The organism is Allobosea sp. RIT-PG3_2 (genome assembly GCF_057321085.1).
Window position 1 is genome coordinate 74,292 of record NZ_JBXWCA010000001.1, and the last position, 16,687, is coordinate 90,978.

General features: G+C 66.1%; 15 protein-coding genes and 2 tRNA genes. 7 read left to right on the forward strand and 10 right to left on the reverse strand.

Annotated elements, in window-relative coordinates:
* Positions 1-780, forward strand: coding sequence for an exodeoxyribonuclease III (gene xth, locus AC2FAN_RS00335; RefSeq protein ID WP_485172304.1), 780 nt, complete (start codon positions 1-3; stop codon positions 778-780).
* 36 nt (positions 781-816) lie between these two features.
* On the opposite strand, the gene AC2FAN_RS00340 is transcribed toward xth, so the two are convergent.
* From AC2FAN_RS00340 to dps, 5 genes are all read right to left on the reverse strand, one after another.
* On the reverse strand, positions 817-1,776 hold the full coding sequence (locus AC2FAN_RS00340) for a tetratricopeptide repeat protein (RefSeq protein ID WP_265053392.1): 960 nt from the start codon (positions 1,774-1,776) through the stop codon (positions 817-819).
* A complete protein-coding gene (gene ilvD, locus AC2FAN_RS00345; RefSeq protein ID WP_485172305.1) occupies positions 1,763-3,493 on the reverse strand; it encodes a dihydroxy-acid dehydratase in 1,731 nt (576 codons plus the stop codon). The genes AC2FAN_RS00340 and ilvD overlap by 14 nt, the downstream gene beginning before the upstream one ends.
* Positions 3,494-3,783: 290 nt before the next feature.
* Positions 3,784-4,365, reverse strand: coding sequence for a YqaA family protein (locus AC2FAN_RS00350; protein WP_476804926.1), 582 nt, complete (start codon positions 4,363-4,365; stop codon positions 3,784-3,786).
* Between the two features lie 150 nt (positions 4,366-4,515).
* Positions 4,516-7,335 (reverse strand): valine--tRNA ligase, encoded by a 2,820-nt coding sequence (locus AC2FAN_RS00355; RefSeq protein ID WP_485172306.1) that lies wholly within the window; start codon positions 7,333-7,335, stop codon positions 4,516-4,518.
* A gap of 149 nt (positions 7,336-7,484) precedes the next feature.
* Positions 7,485-8,042, reverse strand: a complete 558-nt coding sequence (gene dps, locus AC2FAN_RS00360) for a DNA starvation/stationary phase protection protein Dps (protein WP_485172307.1) — start codon at positions 8,040-8,042, stop codon at positions 7,485-7,487.
* A 179-nt stretch (positions 8,043-8,221) separates the two neighbouring features.
* Between dps and AC2FAN_RS00365 the strand changes: the two genes are divergently transcribed.
* Entirely contained in the window at positions 8,222-8,704 is a 483-nt protein-coding gene (locus AC2FAN_RS00365; RefSeq protein WP_265053388.1) for a pyridoxamine 5'-phosphate oxidase family protein, read from the forward strand.
* Between the two features lie 23 nt (positions 8,705-8,727).
* On the forward strand, positions 8,728-9,027 hold the full coding sequence (locus AC2FAN_RS00370; RefSeq protein WP_265053387.1) for a hypothetical protein: 300 nt from the start codon (positions 8,728-8,730) through the stop codon (positions 9,025-9,027).
* A gap of 24 nt (positions 9,028-9,051) precedes the next feature.
* On the opposite strand, the gene AC2FAN_RS00375 is transcribed toward AC2FAN_RS00370, so the two are convergent.
* From AC2FAN_RS00375 to AC2FAN_RS00390, 4 genes are all read right to left on the reverse strand, one after another.
* Positions 9,052-9,654, reverse strand: a complete 603-nt coding sequence (locus AC2FAN_RS00375) for a PopZ family protein (protein WP_485172308.1) — start codon at positions 9,652-9,654, stop codon at positions 9,052-9,054.
* A gap of 191 nt (positions 9,655-9,845) precedes the next feature.
* Complete coding sequence (locus AC2FAN_RS00380; protein WP_485172309.1) at positions 9,846-11,240, reverse strand: TolC family outer membrane protein; 1,395 nt, start codon at positions 11,238-11,240, stop codon at positions 9,846-9,848.
* Between the two features lie 172 nt (positions 11,241-11,412).
* Entirely contained in the window at positions 11,413-12,054 is a 642-nt protein-coding gene (locus tag AC2FAN_RS00385; RefSeq protein ID WP_476804922.1) for a protein-L-isoaspartate O-methyltransferase family protein, read from the reverse strand.
* Positions 12,055-12,239: 185 nt separating this feature from the next.
* A tRNA-Asn gene (locus AC2FAN_RS00390) sits at positions 12,240-12,314 on the reverse strand.
* 169 nt (positions 12,315-12,483) lie between these two features.
* Between AC2FAN_RS00390 and AC2FAN_RS00395 the strand changes: the two genes are divergently transcribed.
* Positions 12,484-12,557: transfer RNA gene (locus AC2FAN_RS00395), tRNA-Cys, on the forward strand.
* Positions 12,558-12,655: 98 nt separating this feature from the next.
* Positions 12,656-14,110 (forward strand): cryptochrome/photolyase family protein, encoded by a 1,455-nt coding sequence (locus AC2FAN_RS00400; protein ID WP_485172310.1) that lies wholly within the window; start codon positions 12,656-12,658, stop codon positions 14,108-14,110.
* A 6-nt stretch (positions 14,111-14,116) separates the two neighbouring features.
* On the opposite strand, the gene AC2FAN_RS00405 is transcribed toward AC2FAN_RS00400, so the two are convergent.
* Positions 14,117-14,902, reverse strand: a complete 786-nt coding sequence (locus AC2FAN_RS00405) for an SDR family NAD(P)-dependent oxidoreductase (RefSeq protein ID WP_485172311.1) — start codon at positions 14,900-14,902, stop codon at positions 14,117-14,119.
* Between the two features lie 169 nt (positions 14,903-15,071).
* Between AC2FAN_RS00405 and AC2FAN_RS00410 the strand changes: the two genes are divergently transcribed.
* Positions 15,072-15,788 (forward strand): alanyl-tRNA editing protein, encoded by a 717-nt coding sequence (locus AC2FAN_RS00410; protein ID WP_485172312.1) that lies wholly within the window; start codon positions 15,072-15,074, stop codon positions 15,786-15,788.
* Positions 15,789-15,821: 33 nt separating this feature from the next.
* Positions 15,822-16,679 carry a 3-mercaptopyruvate sulfurtransferase gene (gene sseA, locus AC2FAN_RS00415; protein ID WP_485172313.1) on the forward strand — a complete coding sequence of 286 codons (858 nt, stop codon included), beginning with the start codon at positions 15,822-15,824 and terminating at the stop codon, positions 16,677-16,679.
* Positions 16,680-16,687 lie beyond the last annotated feature (8 nt).

A 16,687-nucleotide genomic window follows, 5' to 3' on the forward strand; every position in this document is an offset into this window, starting at 1 on the left:
GTGCGTATCGCCACCTGGAACGTCAATTCGGTCCGCCAGCGCCTCGGCCATCTGCTGGATTTCCTGAACGAAGCCGAGCCCGACGCGCTCTGCCTCCAGGAGATCAAATGCGTGGACGGCGACTTTCCGCGCGCGGAGATCGAGGCTGCCGGCTGGCAGGTCGAGACCCACGGGCAGAAGACCTTCAACGGCGTCGCGATCCTCAGCCGGTCGCGGCTGGAAGACGTCCGGCGCGGCCTGCCCGGCGATGATGGCGACGAGCAGGCGCGCTATCTCGAAGGTGTGCTGCCGCTCGGTGACGGCGTGGTGCGCCTGGCCTCGATCTACCTGCCGAACGGCAACCCGCCGAATACCGAGAAATACCCCTACAAGCTCGGCTGGATGCGGCGGCTGACGGCCCATGCCCGGATGCTGCTGGAGCAGGAGGAGCCGCTCGTACTCGCCGGCGACTACAACGTGATTCCCGAGCCACGCGATGCGCGCGATCCCGGTGCCTGGGTCAGCGACGCGCTCTTCCTGCCGCAGACGCGCGCGGCCTTCCGCGGCCTGATCAATCTCGGACTGACCGAGGCCGTTCGCAGCACGACCGATGCGGGTGGGCTCTACACCTTCTGGGATTATCAGGCCGGCGCCTGGCAGCGGAACAACGGCATCCGCATCGACCACCTGCTGCTCTCGCCCCAGGCGGCAGACAGGCTCGCCGGGGTCCAGATCGTCAAGCATGTCCGCGGCTGGGAGAAGCCGTCGGACCATGTGCCTGTGATGGTGGAATTGCACTGAGGCGCACCGCGCGGCCGCCAAGGACCGCGGCTGCGCTCAGTTCTGGCCGTTGTTGCTACTGCCGCTACGCGAGCTCACAACCTGCTGACGCTCGACCAGCGCCAGCGCAGCCGAACGATCGGCCGCCGATGCAGCGGCAAAGGCCGCGTCGTGGCGCTCGATGATCCAGGTTTCGCGAGCGGGGTCCGCACCTTCGCGGGCCATGGCCAGCCACATCAGGCCAAGCACGGGCTGCCGGGGCACGCCGTCGCCGCCACGCAGCAGCATCTCGCCGAAAGCGGCGCGGGCCGGCGCATGGCCCTTCTCGGCCGCGAGCTTCATCCAGCGCGCCGCCTGTCGCGCATCGCGACCCGTGCCTTGCCCGGTCATGTAGAGACGGGCGAGATTGTACTGGCCGTCCGGGTCGCCGAAATAGGAGGCGGCATAGTGGAACATGTCGAAGGCCCGGTCGGGATTGGGCTTCACATAGCTGCCCTTGATGCCGTCGCTGAAATAACCGCCGAGCGCGACGAAGGCGCTGCCGACGATGCGGCCGTCGGCGGTGCCGGGAATCGCGTCGGCGTTCTCGTCCGCGATCTTCGAAAAATACTCGAAGGCCTTGAGATCGTTCGTCGGAACGCCCTCGCCCCCGGCATACATCCGGCCGAGCTTGTACTGCGCGGTGAGATGGCCCTGCGAGGCAGCGTATTCGAGGGCGCGCACGGCGCCGACCTTATCGCCGGCCGAGGAATCGCGCATCCAGGCCCGCAGCGCATCGCGGGCACTGCTGAAGGGAACGAGCGGCAGCGCGGTGTGCGCCGTGGGCGTATCGGGAGCGGGAGCGAGCGTTGCGGCCCCGGGAGCGCGAGACAGGGAATCGCCCGGCTCCGGCAGCGCAGCGCCCGGGATGGAGCGCGGCGGCACCGGCTTTCCGCCTGCGAAATCCTGCGCCCAGGCAGCTTGCTGGCCGCCGAGGAACAGGAACAGGCATGCTATGGTCGAGCTAGATATCCGCATAGCAATGGGTTTCGGCCGCCCCTCCTGGGTGGGTGACGGCACCGCCTTTGGCGGAGCCGACCGTCTGCGCGTATTTCCACAGCGCTCCGGAATTGTAGTCGGTCTTCCTCGGCACCCAGCTCTTACGACGCTCTTCAAGTTCGGCATCAGAAAGGCGGACTGCGAGCTTTCCTGTGATGGCATCTAGCTCGATGATATCCCCGTCCCGGATCAGGGCGATCGGCCCGCCGACAGCGGCCTCCGGCCCGACATGGCCGACGCAGAAACCGCGCGTAGCGCCTGAGAAACGGCCGTCGGTGATGAGCGCGACCTTGTCGCCCATGCCCTGGCCGTAGAGGGCTGCGGTCGTCGACAGCATCTCGCGCATGCCGGGGCCACCCTTGGGGCCCTCATAGCGGATGACGAGCACGTCGCCGACCTCGTAGGTCCGGTTCTTGACGGCCTCGAAGGCGTCTTCCTCGCGGTCGAAGCAGCGTGCCGGGCCGGTAAAGACGAGCTGGTCCTCGGGCATGCCGGCGATCTTCACGATCGCGCCTTCCGGTGCCAGATTGCCCTGCAGGCCGACGACGCCGCCGGTCACCGTGATCGGCTTGTCGGCGCGATAGACGACATCCTGCTGGTCGTTCCACTTCACCGAGGCCATGTTCTCGGCGATGGTGCGGCCGGTCACGGTCAGGCAGTCGCCGTGGAGGTAGCCGGCATCGAGCAGGCTCTTCATCACCAGCGGGATGCCGCCGACCTCGAACATGTCCTTGGCGACGTATTTTCCGCCCGGCTTGAGGTCGGCGATATAGGGCGTCCTCTTGAAGATCTCGGCGACTTCGAAAAGATCGAAGTCGATGCCGCATTCATGGGCGATCGCCGGCAGGTGCAGCGCGCCATTGGTCGAGCCGCCGGTGGCGGCGACGACCATCGCGGCGTTCTCCAGCGCCTTGCGGGTGACGATGTCGCGCGGGCGGATGTTCCGGGCGATCAACTCCATCACCATCTCGCCGGCGGTGTAGCAGAAGGTGTCGCGGACGTCGTAGGGCGCCGGCGCGCCGCAGCTATAGGGCAGCGCCAGGCCGATCGCCTCGGCGACGGTCGCCATGGTGTTGGCGGTGAACTGGGCGCCGCAGGAGCCAGCGGAGGGGCACGCAGCCTCCTCGAGCTCCTTCAGGTCCTCGTCGGACATCGCGCCGACCGAATGCTTGCCGACCGCCTCGAAGACGTCCTGCACGGTCACAGGGCGGCCCTTGAAGGTGCCGGGCAGGATCGAGCCGCCATAGATGAAGATCGAGGGCACGTTGAGACGGACCATCGCCATCATCATGCCCGGCAGCGACTTGTCGCAGCCGGCGAGGCCGACGAGCGCGTCGTAGCAATGGCCGCGCATGGTCAGCTCGACAGAGTCCGCGATGACCTCGCGCGAGGCCAGCGACGACTTCATGCCCTGGTGGCCCATGGCGATGCCGTCGGTCACGGTGATGGTGCAGAACTCGCGCGGCGTGCCGGCGGCGGACGCGACGCCCTTCTTAACCGCCTGGGCCTGGCGCATCAGCGAGATGTTGCAGGGAGCCGCTTCGTTCCAGCAGGAGGCGACGCCTACGAAGGGCTGCGCGATCTGCTTCGCGGTCATGCCCATCGCATAATAATAGGAGCGGTGCGGGGCCTTGGCGGGGCCGACGCTCACATGCCGGCTCGGCAGCCTCGACTTGTCGAACACACGCGCATCCATTGCCACTCGTCCTGTCCCCCGACCTAACCCGGCGCAGAGATGTGCCACGCCATGCAAGCCAGGAGCAATCTACGCCCCCGAGAACCCGTCAACGACCGGAACCGTCTCCGAACCGGCGCGTCAAGGTCAGATTTCACTATATCTGAGGGACTTAACGCGCCCTTTTGCTGGGCGTTGTTTGTGGCGGCTTCGCGGCGATTGTGACCGCATGGACGGCGCGCTACGCCGTTCTCATTCCAGTGTTGCGTCGATGTCACAAACACGCGAGGCGCATGCCATGAATCCGCCGCTCACAGCACCATCGGCAGGACGAAGAAGCCACCGACGATAACCACGAGAAGCGCGAGCGCCGTCATCGGCAGATGCTTCTCGATGAAGATGCGGATGTCGTCGCCATAGAAGCGGAGAGCCACTGCGATCATCATGAAGAAGGTGACGCGCGAGACGACCATGCCGATGGTGAACTTCCAGATATCGAAGTGCAGGAAGCCCGACATGATCGTGACGATCTTGAACGGAATCGGCGTCAGCCCCTTGGTGACCAGCACCCAGAACCAGTAGTCCTGCGAGGTCGCGATCAGATGGGCCGCCTTGTCCTGCAAGCCATAGAGGCTGATCAGCCAGGACCCCAGCGACTCGTAGAGCAGAGCGCCGATCGCGTAGCCGAGATAGCCGCCGAGGACGGCACCCAGCGAACAGATGCCGGCGTAGAACCAGGCCCGATCCGGCCGCGCAATGCACATCGGCAGCAGCAGCGGGATCGGCGGCAGCGGGCTGAACGAACTCTCGACGAAAGTGAGCGCGAAAAGCAGCCAGGGGGCACCTGGATGGGATGCGTAGGAAACGCACCAGTCATAGGCTCGCTTGAGCATGGGTCGTGAACAGCCGGTCCTTTGCCGCCACGCAGATGCATGGCGGATTTGCGTCGGGCGCATCTAAGCGGGGTCCGCCAGAGAATGCGAGTCCTCTCTTCGATCAACGTCAATTTGACGACGCCGCCGTGACCGGATTGCGATACCCGGTCAGGAAAGCCGCGTCAGAGCCTCCGCGATCTTGAGCTTGCGGGTTTCCGCCGCAGCCTTGCGCTCGCGGTTCTCCTCGACGATCTCCTCGGGCGCGCGGGCCATGAAATCGGGGTTGCCGAGCTTCTTCTCGACGACCGCGATGTCCTGGTCGAGCTTTGCGAGCTCCTTGCTCAGGCGGGAGCGCTCGGCGTCGAGATCGATCAGGCCGGCGAGCGGCAGCGCCGCGACCTCGCCACGCACGAGAATCTGCGCCGACTGTCCCGGCGCGGCCGTCTCGAACGCAATGTCGGAAACGCGCGCCAGCCGCTCGATCATCGGCCGCCAGCTCTCGATCGTCGCCCGCGTCGCGGCGGAGGCATTGACGAGGACGAGCGGAGCCTGCGTGCCCGCGGGCACATTGACCTCCGAGCGGACCGAACGGATGTCGGAGATCAGGTCGACGACGAAGCCGATCTCGGCCTCCGCCGCCGAATCCTTCAGCACCGCGAGATCGGGCCAGCGCGTCAGGCAGACCAGTGCATCATCGCCGGCGGAGAGTTTGCGGGGCGCGCCGGCCTCGGCCTTCTGGGCCCAGAGCTCCTCGGTCAGGAAGGGCATGAAGGGATGCAGCAGCTGGCAGATCAGGTCGATGACATAGGCGACGGTGGCCTGCGTCTCGGCCTTTGCGGCCTCATCGACGCCCTCGCCCTGCAGCACCGGCTTGGCAAGCTCGAGATACCAGTCGCAGAACTGGTTCCAGACGAAGCGATAGGCGCCGCCTGCCGCCTCGTTGAACTTGAAGCTGGGGATGCCGGCCGCGATCTCCTCGGCGGCTTGCGCGGCTTCGCTGAGGATCCAGCGGTTGAGCGGCTGCTTCACCGACGCCGGGTCGAAATCGGCGGCGCGCAGGCAGCCATTGATCTCGGCGAAGCGCGCGGCGTTCCAGATCTTGGTCGCGAAGTTGCGGTAGCCCTCGACGCGCGAGGTGGCGAGCTTGATGTCGCGCCCTTGAGCTGCCATCGCCGCGAGGGTGAAGCGCAGCGCGTCCGCCCCGTACTTGTCGACGAGCACCAGCGGATCGATGACGTTGCCCTTCGACTTCGACATCTTCGCGCCCTTCTCGTCGCGAACGATGGCGTGCAGGTAAACCTCGCGGAACGGCACCTCGTCCATGAAGTTGAGGCCCATCATCATCATCCGGGCGACCCAGAAGAAGATGATGTCGAAGCCGGTGACCAGCGTCGCGGTCGGGTAATAGTGCCTGAGCTCGGCGGTATCCTCGGGCCAGCCCAGCGTCGAGAACGGCCAGAGCGCCGAGGAGAACCAGGTGTCGAGGACGTCCTCGTCACGCTTCAGCTCGACCGGCCCGCCATAATGGCCGACCGCCAGCGCCTGCGCGCCCGCCTCCGATTCGGCGACGAAGACCTCCCCGTCCGGCCCGTACCATGCCGGGATCTGGTGGCCCCACCAGAGCTGGCGCGAGACGCACCAGGGTTCGATGTTCTCGAGCCAGTCGTAGAAGACCTTCGTCCAGTTCTCGGGCGTGAATTTCGTGCGGCCGTCACGGACCGCCTTGATCGAGCGCTCGGCCAGCGGCTTGACGTCGACATACCATTGATCGGTCAGCCACGGCTCGATCACGACATCGGAGCGGTCGCCATGCGGGACGGTATGTCCATGCGGCTCGATCTTCGCGAGGAACCCGCGCTCGGCCATCAGAGCGACGACGCGGCGGCGCGCCGCGAAGCGGTCGAGCCCGTCGAGCGCCAGCGTCTCGGCTTCCGGCTTGGCGCTGGCCAGGAAGTCCTCGTTGCCAGCGAGCGTGACCCGCGCCTCGCCATCGAGGATATTGATGATGTCGAGCTGGTGACGCTTGCCGACCTCGAAGTCGTTGAAATCATGCGCCGGCGTGATCTTGACCGCCCCAGTGCCTTTTTCGGGATCGGCATAGTCGTCACCGAAGATCGGGATCACCCGGCCGACCAGCGGCAGAACGGCATTGCGGCCGATCAGGTGGCCGATCTTCTCGTTCTCCGGATGCACGGCGACGCCGGTGTCACCCAGCATGGTCTCGGGCCGGCTGGTCGCGACAGTGATGAAGGTCGAGGCGTCGTCCGCGTCATAGGTCGCGCCTTCGAGGGGGTAGTTGAAGTAGTAGAGATGGCCGTTCGGATCGCGGCCCAGCGCCTTTTCTAGCTTGGCCGCATCGAAAGGCTCTTCGTCGCCGCGCTGCCATTTGAACGAGCCGATCTTCTCGACCTGCAGCACCTCGATATCCGAGATCGCGGTCTGGAACTTCGGATCCCAGTTCACCAGCCGCTTGGCGCGGTAGATCAGCCCCTGCTTGTGCAGGCCGACGAAGACCTTGAGGACTGCGGCCGACAGCCCCTCGTCCATGGTGAAGCGCTCGCGGGACCAGTCGCAGGAGGCGCCGAGGCGGCGAAGCTGGTTGACGATGGTTCCGCCGGATTCGTCCTTCCAGCGCCAGACTTCCTCGAGGAAAGCCTCGCGGCCCATGGTGCGCCGGTCGGTCTTGTTCTCGCCGGCAAGCTTGCGCTCGACGACCATCTGCGTGGCGATGCCGGCATGGTCCATGCCGGGCTGCCAGAGCACATCCTTGCCGCGCATGCGCTCGAAGCGGCAGAGCACGTCCTGCAGCGTGTTGTTGAGCGCGTGGCCCATATGGAGCGAGCCGGTGACGTTCGGCGGCGGGATGACGATGCAATAAGGCTCGGCGCCGGGTTCAGCGCCCCTGCCTGCCTTGAAGGCCTCAGCCTCGTCCCAGGCCTGGCTGATCCGGGCCTCGACGGCTGCCGGTTCGAAAGTCTTGTCCATCATCGCATCGCTCGAACGCAGAAAGGCCGGGGAACCTGCCCCGGCCGGAAGATCACAGGCCAAAAGGTCTCTGGCGTCTTAAGAGCCCATGCGCGGGGCGCGCGTCAACGTTTTCGATGCCGCGCGCCGCAGCGCCTCGCGAGAAAGCCGCCTCAACCCAGGTTCGACTGCAGGAACCAGAGCGACTTGTCGAGCATGCGCGAATAGGCCGTCAGGATGTCGGCAGTATCGGCATCGCCCGCTTCGTCGCAGGCGTCTATCGCCTCGCGAACCTTGTTGGCGGCGTCGGCATAGCGCTCGATCAGCGCGTTGAGGTGGTCCTGAACGGCGACGATCTCGGTCGGATAGGCCTTGAGGGAGGTGGATTCCGCCGTCGTCTGCGTCGTGCCGAACGCGATGCCGCCAAGCTGGGCGATACGCTCGGCGACGGTGTCGACATGCTCGTCGAGCTGGTCGCGAAAGCCGTCGAGCATCAGGTGGACGCCGATGAAGCCAGGGCCCTTCAGGTTCCAGTGCGCCTGCTTGGTGACCAGCGCCAGATCGATACCATCAGCCAGCCGCTCGTTGAGCAGGCCGACGACCTTCGTCTTGGTGTTCGAAGCCAGATCGATCTTGCTCGATTTCACGATCCGCGTGGATGCGGATGTCTTCGGCGCGGTCTTGTTAGCAGGCGTCTTGGTAGCAAGTGACTTGGCGGCAGGCTTGGCCATGGCAGATCCCCCGGAGCGGAAAAACGGCGAATGAAAGCGCGATGCGCAGGCGGCTGCAAGGCGCGTCACACCTTACGCGCGAGCAGGCCGGTTGTTCCCTCGCTTCTTCCCAGCAGCGGCAGGGAACTTGCCGTCCGGCGATCCGTTGCATCGACAACGACTGCAACAGGAGAATCGGCATGTCTCACAGTGATCAGGACCGCGTCTGGAGCCTCATCGACGCGATCAAATTCGCCATGCTCGTGACCCATGACGGCAATGGCGACGAGCTTCGTGCGCGCCCCATGCACGCCCATGGCAAGCGCGAGGACGACACGATCTACTTCCTCACGGATCGCCGCCATCACAAGGATGACGAGATCCAGATCAACGAAAATGTCTGCCTCGCCTTTTCCGATACGAGCGGGCACCGCTACCTGTCGATCAGCGGGACTGCGACCGTGGTCGACGACCGCGCCCTCGTTCAGGAGCTGTGGGAGCCGAGCAACAAGGCCTTCTGGGACGACGAGAACGATCCCGATATCCGCGTCCTGCGCGTGCGACCGGCGATGGCGGAATTCTGGGACAGCCCCGGCAAGATCGTCACCACCGTCAAGATGGCCGCTGCGGCCCTGACCGGAGCGAAGCTCGAATTCGGCGAGAACCGCAAGGTTTCTCTGTAACTCACTGATAAACGGGAAGAACCATGCTGAAACTCATTGTTCACGGTCTCGGGGCCTGGTTTGCCGTCGAGGCTGCTTCCGGGCGCTATCCGCGTCCGGTCGCTGTCGGCCTGACGATGCTGGTCTCGCGGCTGGGCGCCCCCGCGACCGCTTTCGCGATGCTCGGCTACGGGTTGAAATCACTCAGGGAAGCCGGCGCCTTCGACAGCTGGGAAGCGCCGCGAGCGCGGACGACACGCCCGGCGCGCGCGCGACGCCCGGCGCTGGCTGCCGCCAGCCGCAGAGGCGCGGGACGTGGAAGCCGCGCGGCCAGCAACGGCTGAACGAGCCTGCCGGCGCGGGCGGACTTAGCTCCGCCCGCCTCGTGCGACCCGTTCGATCTCGGCGCGGACGAGGCGTTCCACCATCGTCGGCAGATTGTCGTCGAGCCATGTCTTCAGCATCGGCTTCAGCATGTCCTTGACGAGGTCTTCCAGCGTCCGGGCATTGTTGCTGAGCACGGTGCTGGCGAGCTGGCCGAAGGCGTTCGTCACCACCGAGCTTGCCTGATCCGACAAGAGGCTCGCCATGTCGACGGCGGGAGCAGCGGATGTCATCTGCGCAGGCGCGGCCGGAATGGGCTCCGGCGCTGGCGGAGGCGGCGCGGCCGCAGCGATGACAGGCGGTTCCTCGACGAAGGCGACGTCGGAATCGTCGGAAATTTCGACCTGCGATGGAGCAGGCTCCGGCTGCGGCTCGGGTGCGGGCACCGGGGCGGCGATCAAAGCCGCTTCGGCACCGAGGTCGAGCACGTCGTCGTCGATTGCCGCCAGCGGTTCCGGCTCGGGGGCGGCTTCAGGAGCCGGAGCGGCTGCTTCGCCCGGTTTCGCCTCGTCATCCGAAATGATCCGGCGAATGGAGGCGAGAATCTCCTCCATCGACGGTTCGCTGGGCTTGGCTTGCGCGCTCATGAAGGCCTGACCGTTGGACACCGGGCGCGCCAATGGAATCAACGCTGCTCCGAGAGCGGAGTATTCCACGACTCGCGGGTCAGACAAGGCAAGGACCGGCTCTCCCACAGGAGAAATCGGCGCTGTTGCCTGAATGCGCCGGCCCTGGCGGCTGGCGCGTGCCAGCCGCGATCAGTGCTCGATGGATCGCCTCAGCGGCCGTCGGGTGTCTGGGTGCCCCACCACAGACCCTTGACCTGGTCGTAGTGCTGGCGGGCGTCGTAGGTCTCGGCCTTGAGCTTGAGCGTCTGCGAGGACAGCCTGCCGATGGCGGAGAGGACGGCATAGGAAGCCACGACGCGGTCGCGCTGTGCCGTCACAAGGGTCGAGCGCGCAATGACCAGCTCCTGCTGGGCGTTCAGGACGTCGAGCGTGGTGCGCTGGCCAACCTTCGCCTCTTCGCGCACGCCGGCGAGCGCGGTGGAAGCCGCTTCGACCTGGGCCTGCGCGGCCACGATCTGCGCTTTGGCCGCATCCAGCCCGCCCCAAGCGGAAACGACGGCGGCGCGGACGGTATCGCGCTGGGTATCGACATCGATGCGGCGCTGGCCGGCCGTTTCCTTGGCCTGACGCGTCCGGGCATAAACCTGGCCGCCCTCGTAGATCGGGATCGTCAGCGCGCCGACGATGCTCGCCGACAGACGATTGTCGCCGAAGAGCGTGCTGTCGTAGCGCTGCTGGACGGTACCGGTCACGCCGAAGGTCGGATAGAGATCCGATTCCGTCACCTTCACCTGCAGCTCGGCCGCATCGACACCGTGCAGCGCGGCGATGATCGCCGGGTGATTGCTCAGCGCACCGGTCAACGCCACCGACAGGGATTTCGGCAGGAGATTCTCGATCGGACGGCCGGGTGCGAGCTGACGCGGTTCGACACCGATATTCTGGCGAAAGCGCGCCACCGAGGTCTTGAGATTCGATTCGGCGAGAATCGCCTGCGACTGGGCCTGCGAAAGCCGTGCTTCAGCCTGCGCGACGTCGGTGCGCGTCACTTCGCCGACCTGAAACCGGTCCCGCGTCTGGCGCAGCTGCTCTTCCAGAACCTCGACGTTGTTCCGGTTCAGATTGAGGATGGCCGTGTCGCGCAGGACGTTCATGTAGGACGTCGCGGCATCGAGCAGGACGTTCTGCTCGGTATTGCGCAGCGTGGCTCGCGCGCCGAGCACCTGCGATTCGGACTGGCTCACCGTGTTGCGGGTCCTGCCGGAGTCGAAGATGTTCTGCGTGACCTGGACGCCGGCACCGCGGGGCGCAAGCCGGCTCGTCGAATTGGGCGATCCCGGAAGGTTGGAATCGACGATGCTGGCGCCGATGTCGGCGGAAGCGGTGATCCTGGGGCGATAACCAGAAAGGGCCTGGGGAACGTTCTCGTCGGTCGCCCGCACTGCGGCGCGCTGGGAATTCAGGGTCGGATTTCCGGAGTAGGCCCGCGCCAGCGCCGAATCCATTGTCTGGGCCGCCGCCGGCAGAGCCCAGCCCCCGGACATCGCCAAAGCGATGACGGCGGAGAGCCCGAACCCGTAAATCTTGTCGTATCGTCTTTTCACTGGACGCCTCTTGTGCGCACTGAAGTCGCGCCCAGGCATCGCCCCAGCCTCGGCATAAGTCTCAATGTCATACCCTTCCTGACGCAATGCGCCAACGCACGGTCGACGTCGGGAGCATTTCCCTAGGAACCTGCCACAAAAATGCGACACCTCCGTTAAGAAACAGATGCACTCAGAATACGAATGCTTCCGGGCGACGGAATTCGGATAATTCGGGAGCCGCGGCATCGAATACGGGGCGTCCGGCGACGATATCCGAGGATTTCCGATAGAGCTTGACGCGGGCGGAACGCCCTGTCCCTTCGACCACGATCAACCGCCCATCAGCGCGGAGCAAGGGAAAAAGCGACTCCGGCTGCATCTCGCAGGCGCCGCTCACCAGAATCGCATCGAATGATTCGCGGCTGGGTTGCGTCGCGACGATCGAAACCTCTCCGGCGCCCGCTGCCCGCAGGGCGCTCTCGGAGAGCGCGCGGGCCGGAGCATCGGGCTCCCAGAGCGTCGTCTTCGCACCCATATGGGCCATCAGCGCGGCGCCGTAGCCGGAGCCGCCGCCGTATTCGAGCGCATCATCGCCGGGCTGCAGTTCAAGCAGCTGGATCATCCGGACGATCACCATCGGCGTCATCAGCGCGCGGCCGGTGCCGGGCAGAGCGATGGACTGATCGAGATAGGCGAGATGAGCGAAATTCTTGGGGACGAAGGCCTCGCGCGGCACCGAATCCGCCGCTGCCAGCACAGCGCGGTCGGTGATGTCATAGGTGCGCAACTGGCAATCGACCATGTTGCGGCGCAGCCCGCTGAAATCGTCCATAACCCTGAACTCTCCGTCTGCGCTGTCACCGGCAAGCGTCGGCTGCGAGGGGCAGCTTGCGTCCAGCCGCCTCGGCGCCGTTCACGGCAGCTTTGTGTTCGACCCGGGAGCAAAAGGCAAGCGCGCCTTGCATCGCAGCAAGACTGCGAAGCACCGCCTGCACCTGGGAATTTTGGGGGGTGAGCTGGCTCCCGGAGCAGGATTCGAACCTGCGACCAATCGATTAACAGTCGATTGCTCTACCGCTGAGCTATCCGGGAACAACGTGGCGGCGTCATAGCGGGGCGTTCCCGGCAGCGCAAGCCCCTTGCGAGCCAGCCAAACAGATTTGTCGCCCCCGCTGTGGAAGATGCGATGGCGGGTTGCGGCGCGCGACGGCTTGTGGTTATTGCGCTCTCGCTGAAGCGGCCTGCGCCGCTTTCGCCGGAAGGCCTCGTGGCGGAGTGGTTACGCAGAGGACTGCAAATCCTTGCACCCCGGTTCGATTCCGGGCGAGGCCTCCAACATCATCATCACCCCTGATACCGATCGCGCTCATCCTGCGTTTGCCTTCGCGTGGGCTGCGGCTTGTCCGACACGCTCTTGCTCGGGATAAGGGATGATGACGAAACGCGCCCTGCACTGGTTCCGGAACGATCTGCGGCTGACTGACAACCCAGCGCTTTCGGCCGCGGCAGAGGCCGGCCAGCTTCTTTGCCTCTATATCCTCGATAATGGCCCTAATCGGCGCACGCTCGGCGGTGCCTCGCGCTGGTGGCTGTCGCGCTCGCTGGATTCGCTGGGCGCCGCCCTCGCGCGGAAGGGTGGGCGGCTCGTCCTGATGCAAGGCGACCCGGCCGAGATCATTCCGCGCATTGCCGCGGCTGTGGACATCGACCTCGTCACCTGGAACCGCCGCTACGAAGCCCCGGCCATCGCCCTGGATACCAGGCTCAAGGACCAGCTGACCGCGCGTGGAATCAGCGTCCGCAGCTTCAACAGCCATCTTCTGAACGAGCCATGGCAGGTCACCACGACGACGGGCCAGCCGATGAAGGTGTTCACGCCTTATTGGCGCGCGGCCCGGCAAAAGGGTGAGCCGGCAGCGCCGATTCCGGCGCCCTCGCGAATCGACGCGCTCGCACTGCCCGAATCGATCGAGGCGCTGGCGGTGTCGCTGGCGAATCGGGGGCTTGAGCCCCGAAAGCCCGATTGGGCTGGCGGATTGCGGGCCGAATGGACGCCGGGTGAGCAAGGCGCGACTGAGCGTCTCGACGATTTCCTCACGCGTTCGCTCGATGGGTACACCGAAGGCCGCGACCGGCCGGGGCGGGAATCGACGTCGCGGCTTTCGCCGCATCTGCGCTTCGGCGAGATCGGGCCGCGCCAGATCTGGCATGCGCTCCACCACGCCCGCGAAACCGGGGAAGCGGTCGGATCGGAGGGCGATGCGGAAAAGTTCCTGGCCGAGGTCGGCTGGCGCGAATTCTCCTACCATCTGCTCTTCCACAATCCCGAGCTGCCGACGCGCAACTACGACAGGCGCTTCGACGCCTTTCCCTGGCGGGCGGACGAGGAGGCGTTGCATCGCTGGCAGAGCGGGCAGACCGGCATCCCGCTCGTCGATGCCGGCATGCGCGAGCTCTGGGCGACCGGCTATATGCATAACCGCGTCCGGATGGTCGTCGCCTCCTTCCTGATCAAGCATCTGCTGCAGGATTGGCGCGCGGGCGAAGCCTGGTTCTGGGACACGCTCGTCGACGCCGACCCGGCCAGCAACGCCGCGAGCTGGCAATGGGTCGCGGGGTCCGGTGCGGATGCGTCGCCCTATTTCCGGATATTCAACCCCATCACGCAGGGCGAAACCCACGATCCCAAGGGCGATTATGTCCGCCGCTGGGTGCCGGAGCTGTCGGGGCTCTCCAACAGCGATATCCATCAGCCCTGGAAGGCGTCCCAGGCGGCCCTGCGGGAGGCAGGCGTTCGAATCTGCGAGACCTACCCTGCCCCGATCATCGACCTCGCCTTCGGCCGGCAACGGGCGCTCGATGCCTTCGCGACGATCCGCAATCGCTGAGGCACCTCAGCGGCTTCGGGCGGCGAATCTGGACATCAGGGCGAAATAGACCGGGTCAGGCAAAAGCCGCAGCGCCTTCATCGACCAGGCCAGCCGCCGCGGGAAGGCGATCTCGAAGCCACCGCGCTCGAAACCGTCGACGATTCGGCTGGCGCCATCCTCCGCCGTCAGCAGGAAGGGCATCGGGAAGCGCCGCCCGTGTGTCATCGGGGTGTCGACGAAGCCGGGATTGACCACCTGCAGGCGGATGCCGGCCGGCTCGCAGTCGAAGCGCAGCGACTGGCACAGATGGATCGCCGCCGCCTTGGTCGCCCCATAGACCGCAGCGCCGGGCAGGCCACGATAACCGACGAGCGAGGCATTCACCGCGATCTGCCCGCGTCCGCGGGGGATCATCCGGTGCTGCACGGCGGAGAGGCTCTTCACCACGCCGAGCAGATTGACCGCGATGACATTCTCGACGGTCTCGACATCGAAGGTGCGGCCCTCGACGCCGGATGCGACCCCGGCATTGAGGAAAGCGAGCGCGATCGGCCCGTGAATGCTTTCTATCGCTTCGACGACGCCCAGCATCGACTGCGCCTCGGTGACGTCGCCGGCATGGGCGACGATCCGGCCGGGCAGGCCCTCGGCCTCGCGCGCGACGGCTTCGAGCGCATCCGTCCGTCGCGCGGTGATCGCGACCGTCCAGCCGCGCTGCGCGAGTTCGAGCGCGACCGCCGCGCCGATGCCGGAGCTGGCGCCGGTCACCCAGGCCACGCCGTCCTGCGGTTTCATGCGGGCTAAGGCCATGGCCACTCCGGATTGGTCGAGCCTGCCATCTAGGCATGAAACCACTGCGCCGAAAGCCATGCGCATCGGATCATCCCCGCTATCCTGCCAAGGCGGTGGCATGAGCGGCGCAATCGGTGCAGTCTGCGCCGCGAAGGCGCTTTGCCGCCGCTAGCGAGATGACCGGACCATGCCGACCGAACTGCTCTTCCGCGATGATGCCTATCTGAAAGAGACGCCAGCCACCGTCGAGGCCGTCAACGAGCGCGGCGGAATCATCCTCGACCGCACCGTCTTCTATGCGACGGGTGGCGGGCAGCCGGGCGATGCCGGGCATCTGCGCCGGGCCGATGGCAGCCTCATCGCCGTGGGCACTGCGATCTATGACCCCGAGGACAAGAGCCGGGTCATCCATGTGCCGCTCGAAGGCCAGGCGCTGCTTGCCGCAGGCGAGGCCGTCACCGCCGTGCTCGACTGGGAGCGCCGTCTCAAGCGCATGCGCATCCACACGGCCCTGCATCTGCTCAGCGTCGTGCTGGCATACCCCGTCACCGGCGGATCGATCGGCGAAGGCGACGGGCGGCTGGATTTCGACATTCCCGAAGGCGGGCTCGACAAGGCCGAGATCGCCGAGAAGCTCAATGCGCTCGTCGCGCGCGACGCCGATGTCACCGAGCGCTGGATCACGGATGAGGAGCTCGACGCCAATCCGGGCCTCGTCAAGACGATGTCGGTGAAGCCGCCGCGCGGCTCCGGCCGGGTCCGGCTCGTCGCCATTGGCGATATCGACCTGCAGCCCTGTGGCGGCACCCATGTCCGCAACACCGCGGAGATCGGGGCGGTCGCCGTCACCGATATCGAGAAGAAGGGCAAGCAGAACCGGCGCGTCCGGATCGCGCTGGCCTGAGAACACCAAAGCTGATGCCCAGAGGATACGCCTATGGCCCGTGAAGACGTCTTCGTTTCGACCGAGTGGCTGGCCGAGCGCCTGAACGCGCCCGACATCGTCGTGGTCGATGCGTCCTGGTATCTGCCGGCGCAGAAGCGCGACGGAGCGGCCGAATACGCCGCGCGCCGCATTCCGGGCGCTGTCCATTTCGACATCGACAAGATCAAGGACACCCGCTCCTCGCTGCCCCATATGCTGCCATCGGCCCCTGAATTCGCGGCCGCCGTGGGCGCGCTCGGCATCGGCGACGGCATGCGCATCGTGGTCTATGATGGGCTCGGCTTCTTTTCGGCGCCGCGCGTGCGCTGGACCTTCAAGGTGTTCGGCGCACGAGACGTCGTCATCCTGGACGGTGGCTTCCCGAAATGGCTCGCCGAGGGACGCCCCGTCGAGGAGGATCGCCCGCAGCCCCGCCAGCCCCGCGTCTTCAACGCCCGGCTCGACAACGGCGCCGTCGCCGATGCGGAGGACGTGGCGCGCGCGACGGCCTCGCAAGCGATCCAGGTGGTCGACGCGCGCGCTGCCGATCGCTTCCACGGCGAGGCGGCGGAGCCCCGGCCCGGCCTGCTGTCCGGCCATATTCCCGGCTCGCTCAACCTGCCATCCTCGCAACTCGTCGCTGACGGCAGGCTGAAGGAGCCGGAAGATATCGTCGAGCTATTCCGGGATGCCGGCGTCGATCTCGACAAGCCCTCGATCATGACCTGCGGCTCGGGCGTCTCGGCCGTGATCTTGTCGACGGCGCTCGAGATCGTCGGCAAGCCGGCCAAGGCAATCTACGATGGCTCATGGTCCGAATGGGGAGCGGGCGAGCGGCCCGTCGCGACGGGCCCGGCGAAGCAAGGCTGAGCGGGAGA

What these genes read in the sequence shown, in the direction of transcription:
- AC2FAN_RS00340 (WP_265053392.1), bottom strand. Translation starts at nt 1,776, where the DNA reads ATGCGGATATCTAGCTCGACCATAGCATGCCTGTTCCTGTTCCTCGGC.
- ilvD (WP_485172305.1), bottom strand. Translation starts at nt 3,493, where the DNA reads ATGGATGCGCGTGTGTTCGACAAGTCGAGGCTGCCGAGCCGGCATGTG.
- AC2FAN_RS00350 (WP_476804926.1), bottom strand. Translation starts at nt 4,365, where the DNA reads ATGCTCAAGCGAGCCTATGACTGGTGCGTTTCCTACGCATCCCATCCA.
- AC2FAN_RS00355 (WP_485172306.1), bottom strand. Translation starts at nt 7,335, where the DNA reads ATGATGGACAAGACTTTCGAACCGGCAGCCGTCGAGGCCCGGATCAGC.
- dps (WP_485172307.1), bottom strand. Translation starts at nt 8,042, where the DNA reads ATGGCCAAGCCTGCCGCCAAGTCACTTGCTACCAAGACGCCTGCTAAC.
- AC2FAN_RS00365 (WP_265053388.1), top strand. Translation starts at nt 8,222, where the DNA reads ATGTCTCACAGTGATCAGGACCGCGTCTGGAGCCTCATCGACGCGATC.
- AC2FAN_RS00370 (WP_265053387.1), top strand. Translation starts at nt 8,728, where the DNA reads ATGCTGAAACTCATTGTTCACGGTCTCGGGGCCTGGTTTGCCGTCGAG.
- AC2FAN_RS00375 (WP_485172308.1), bottom strand. Translation starts at nt 9,654, where the DNA reads ATGAGCGCGCAAGCCAAGCCCAGCGAACCGTCGATGGAGGAGATTCTC.
- AC2FAN_RS00385 (WP_476804922.1), bottom strand. Translation starts at nt 12,054, where the DNA reads ATGGACGATTTCAGCGGGCTGCGCCGCAACATGGTCGATTGCCAGTTG.
- AC2FAN_RS00400 (WP_485172310.1), top strand. Translation starts at nt 12,656, where the DNA reads ATGACGAAACGCGCCCTGCACTGGTTCCGGAACGATCTGCGGCTGACT.
- AC2FAN_RS00405 (WP_485172311.1), bottom strand. Translation starts at nt 14,902, where the DNA reads ATGGCCTTAGCCCGCATGAAACCGCAGGACGGCGTGGCCTGGGTGACC.
- AC2FAN_RS00410 (WP_485172312.1), top strand. Translation starts at nt 15,072, where the DNA reads ATGCCGACCGAACTGCTCTTCCGCGATGATGCCTATCTGAAAGAGACG.
- sseA (WP_485172313.1), top strand. Translation starts at nt 15,822, where the DNA reads ATGGCCCGTGAAGACGTCTTCGTTTCGACCGAGTGGCTGGCCGAGCGC.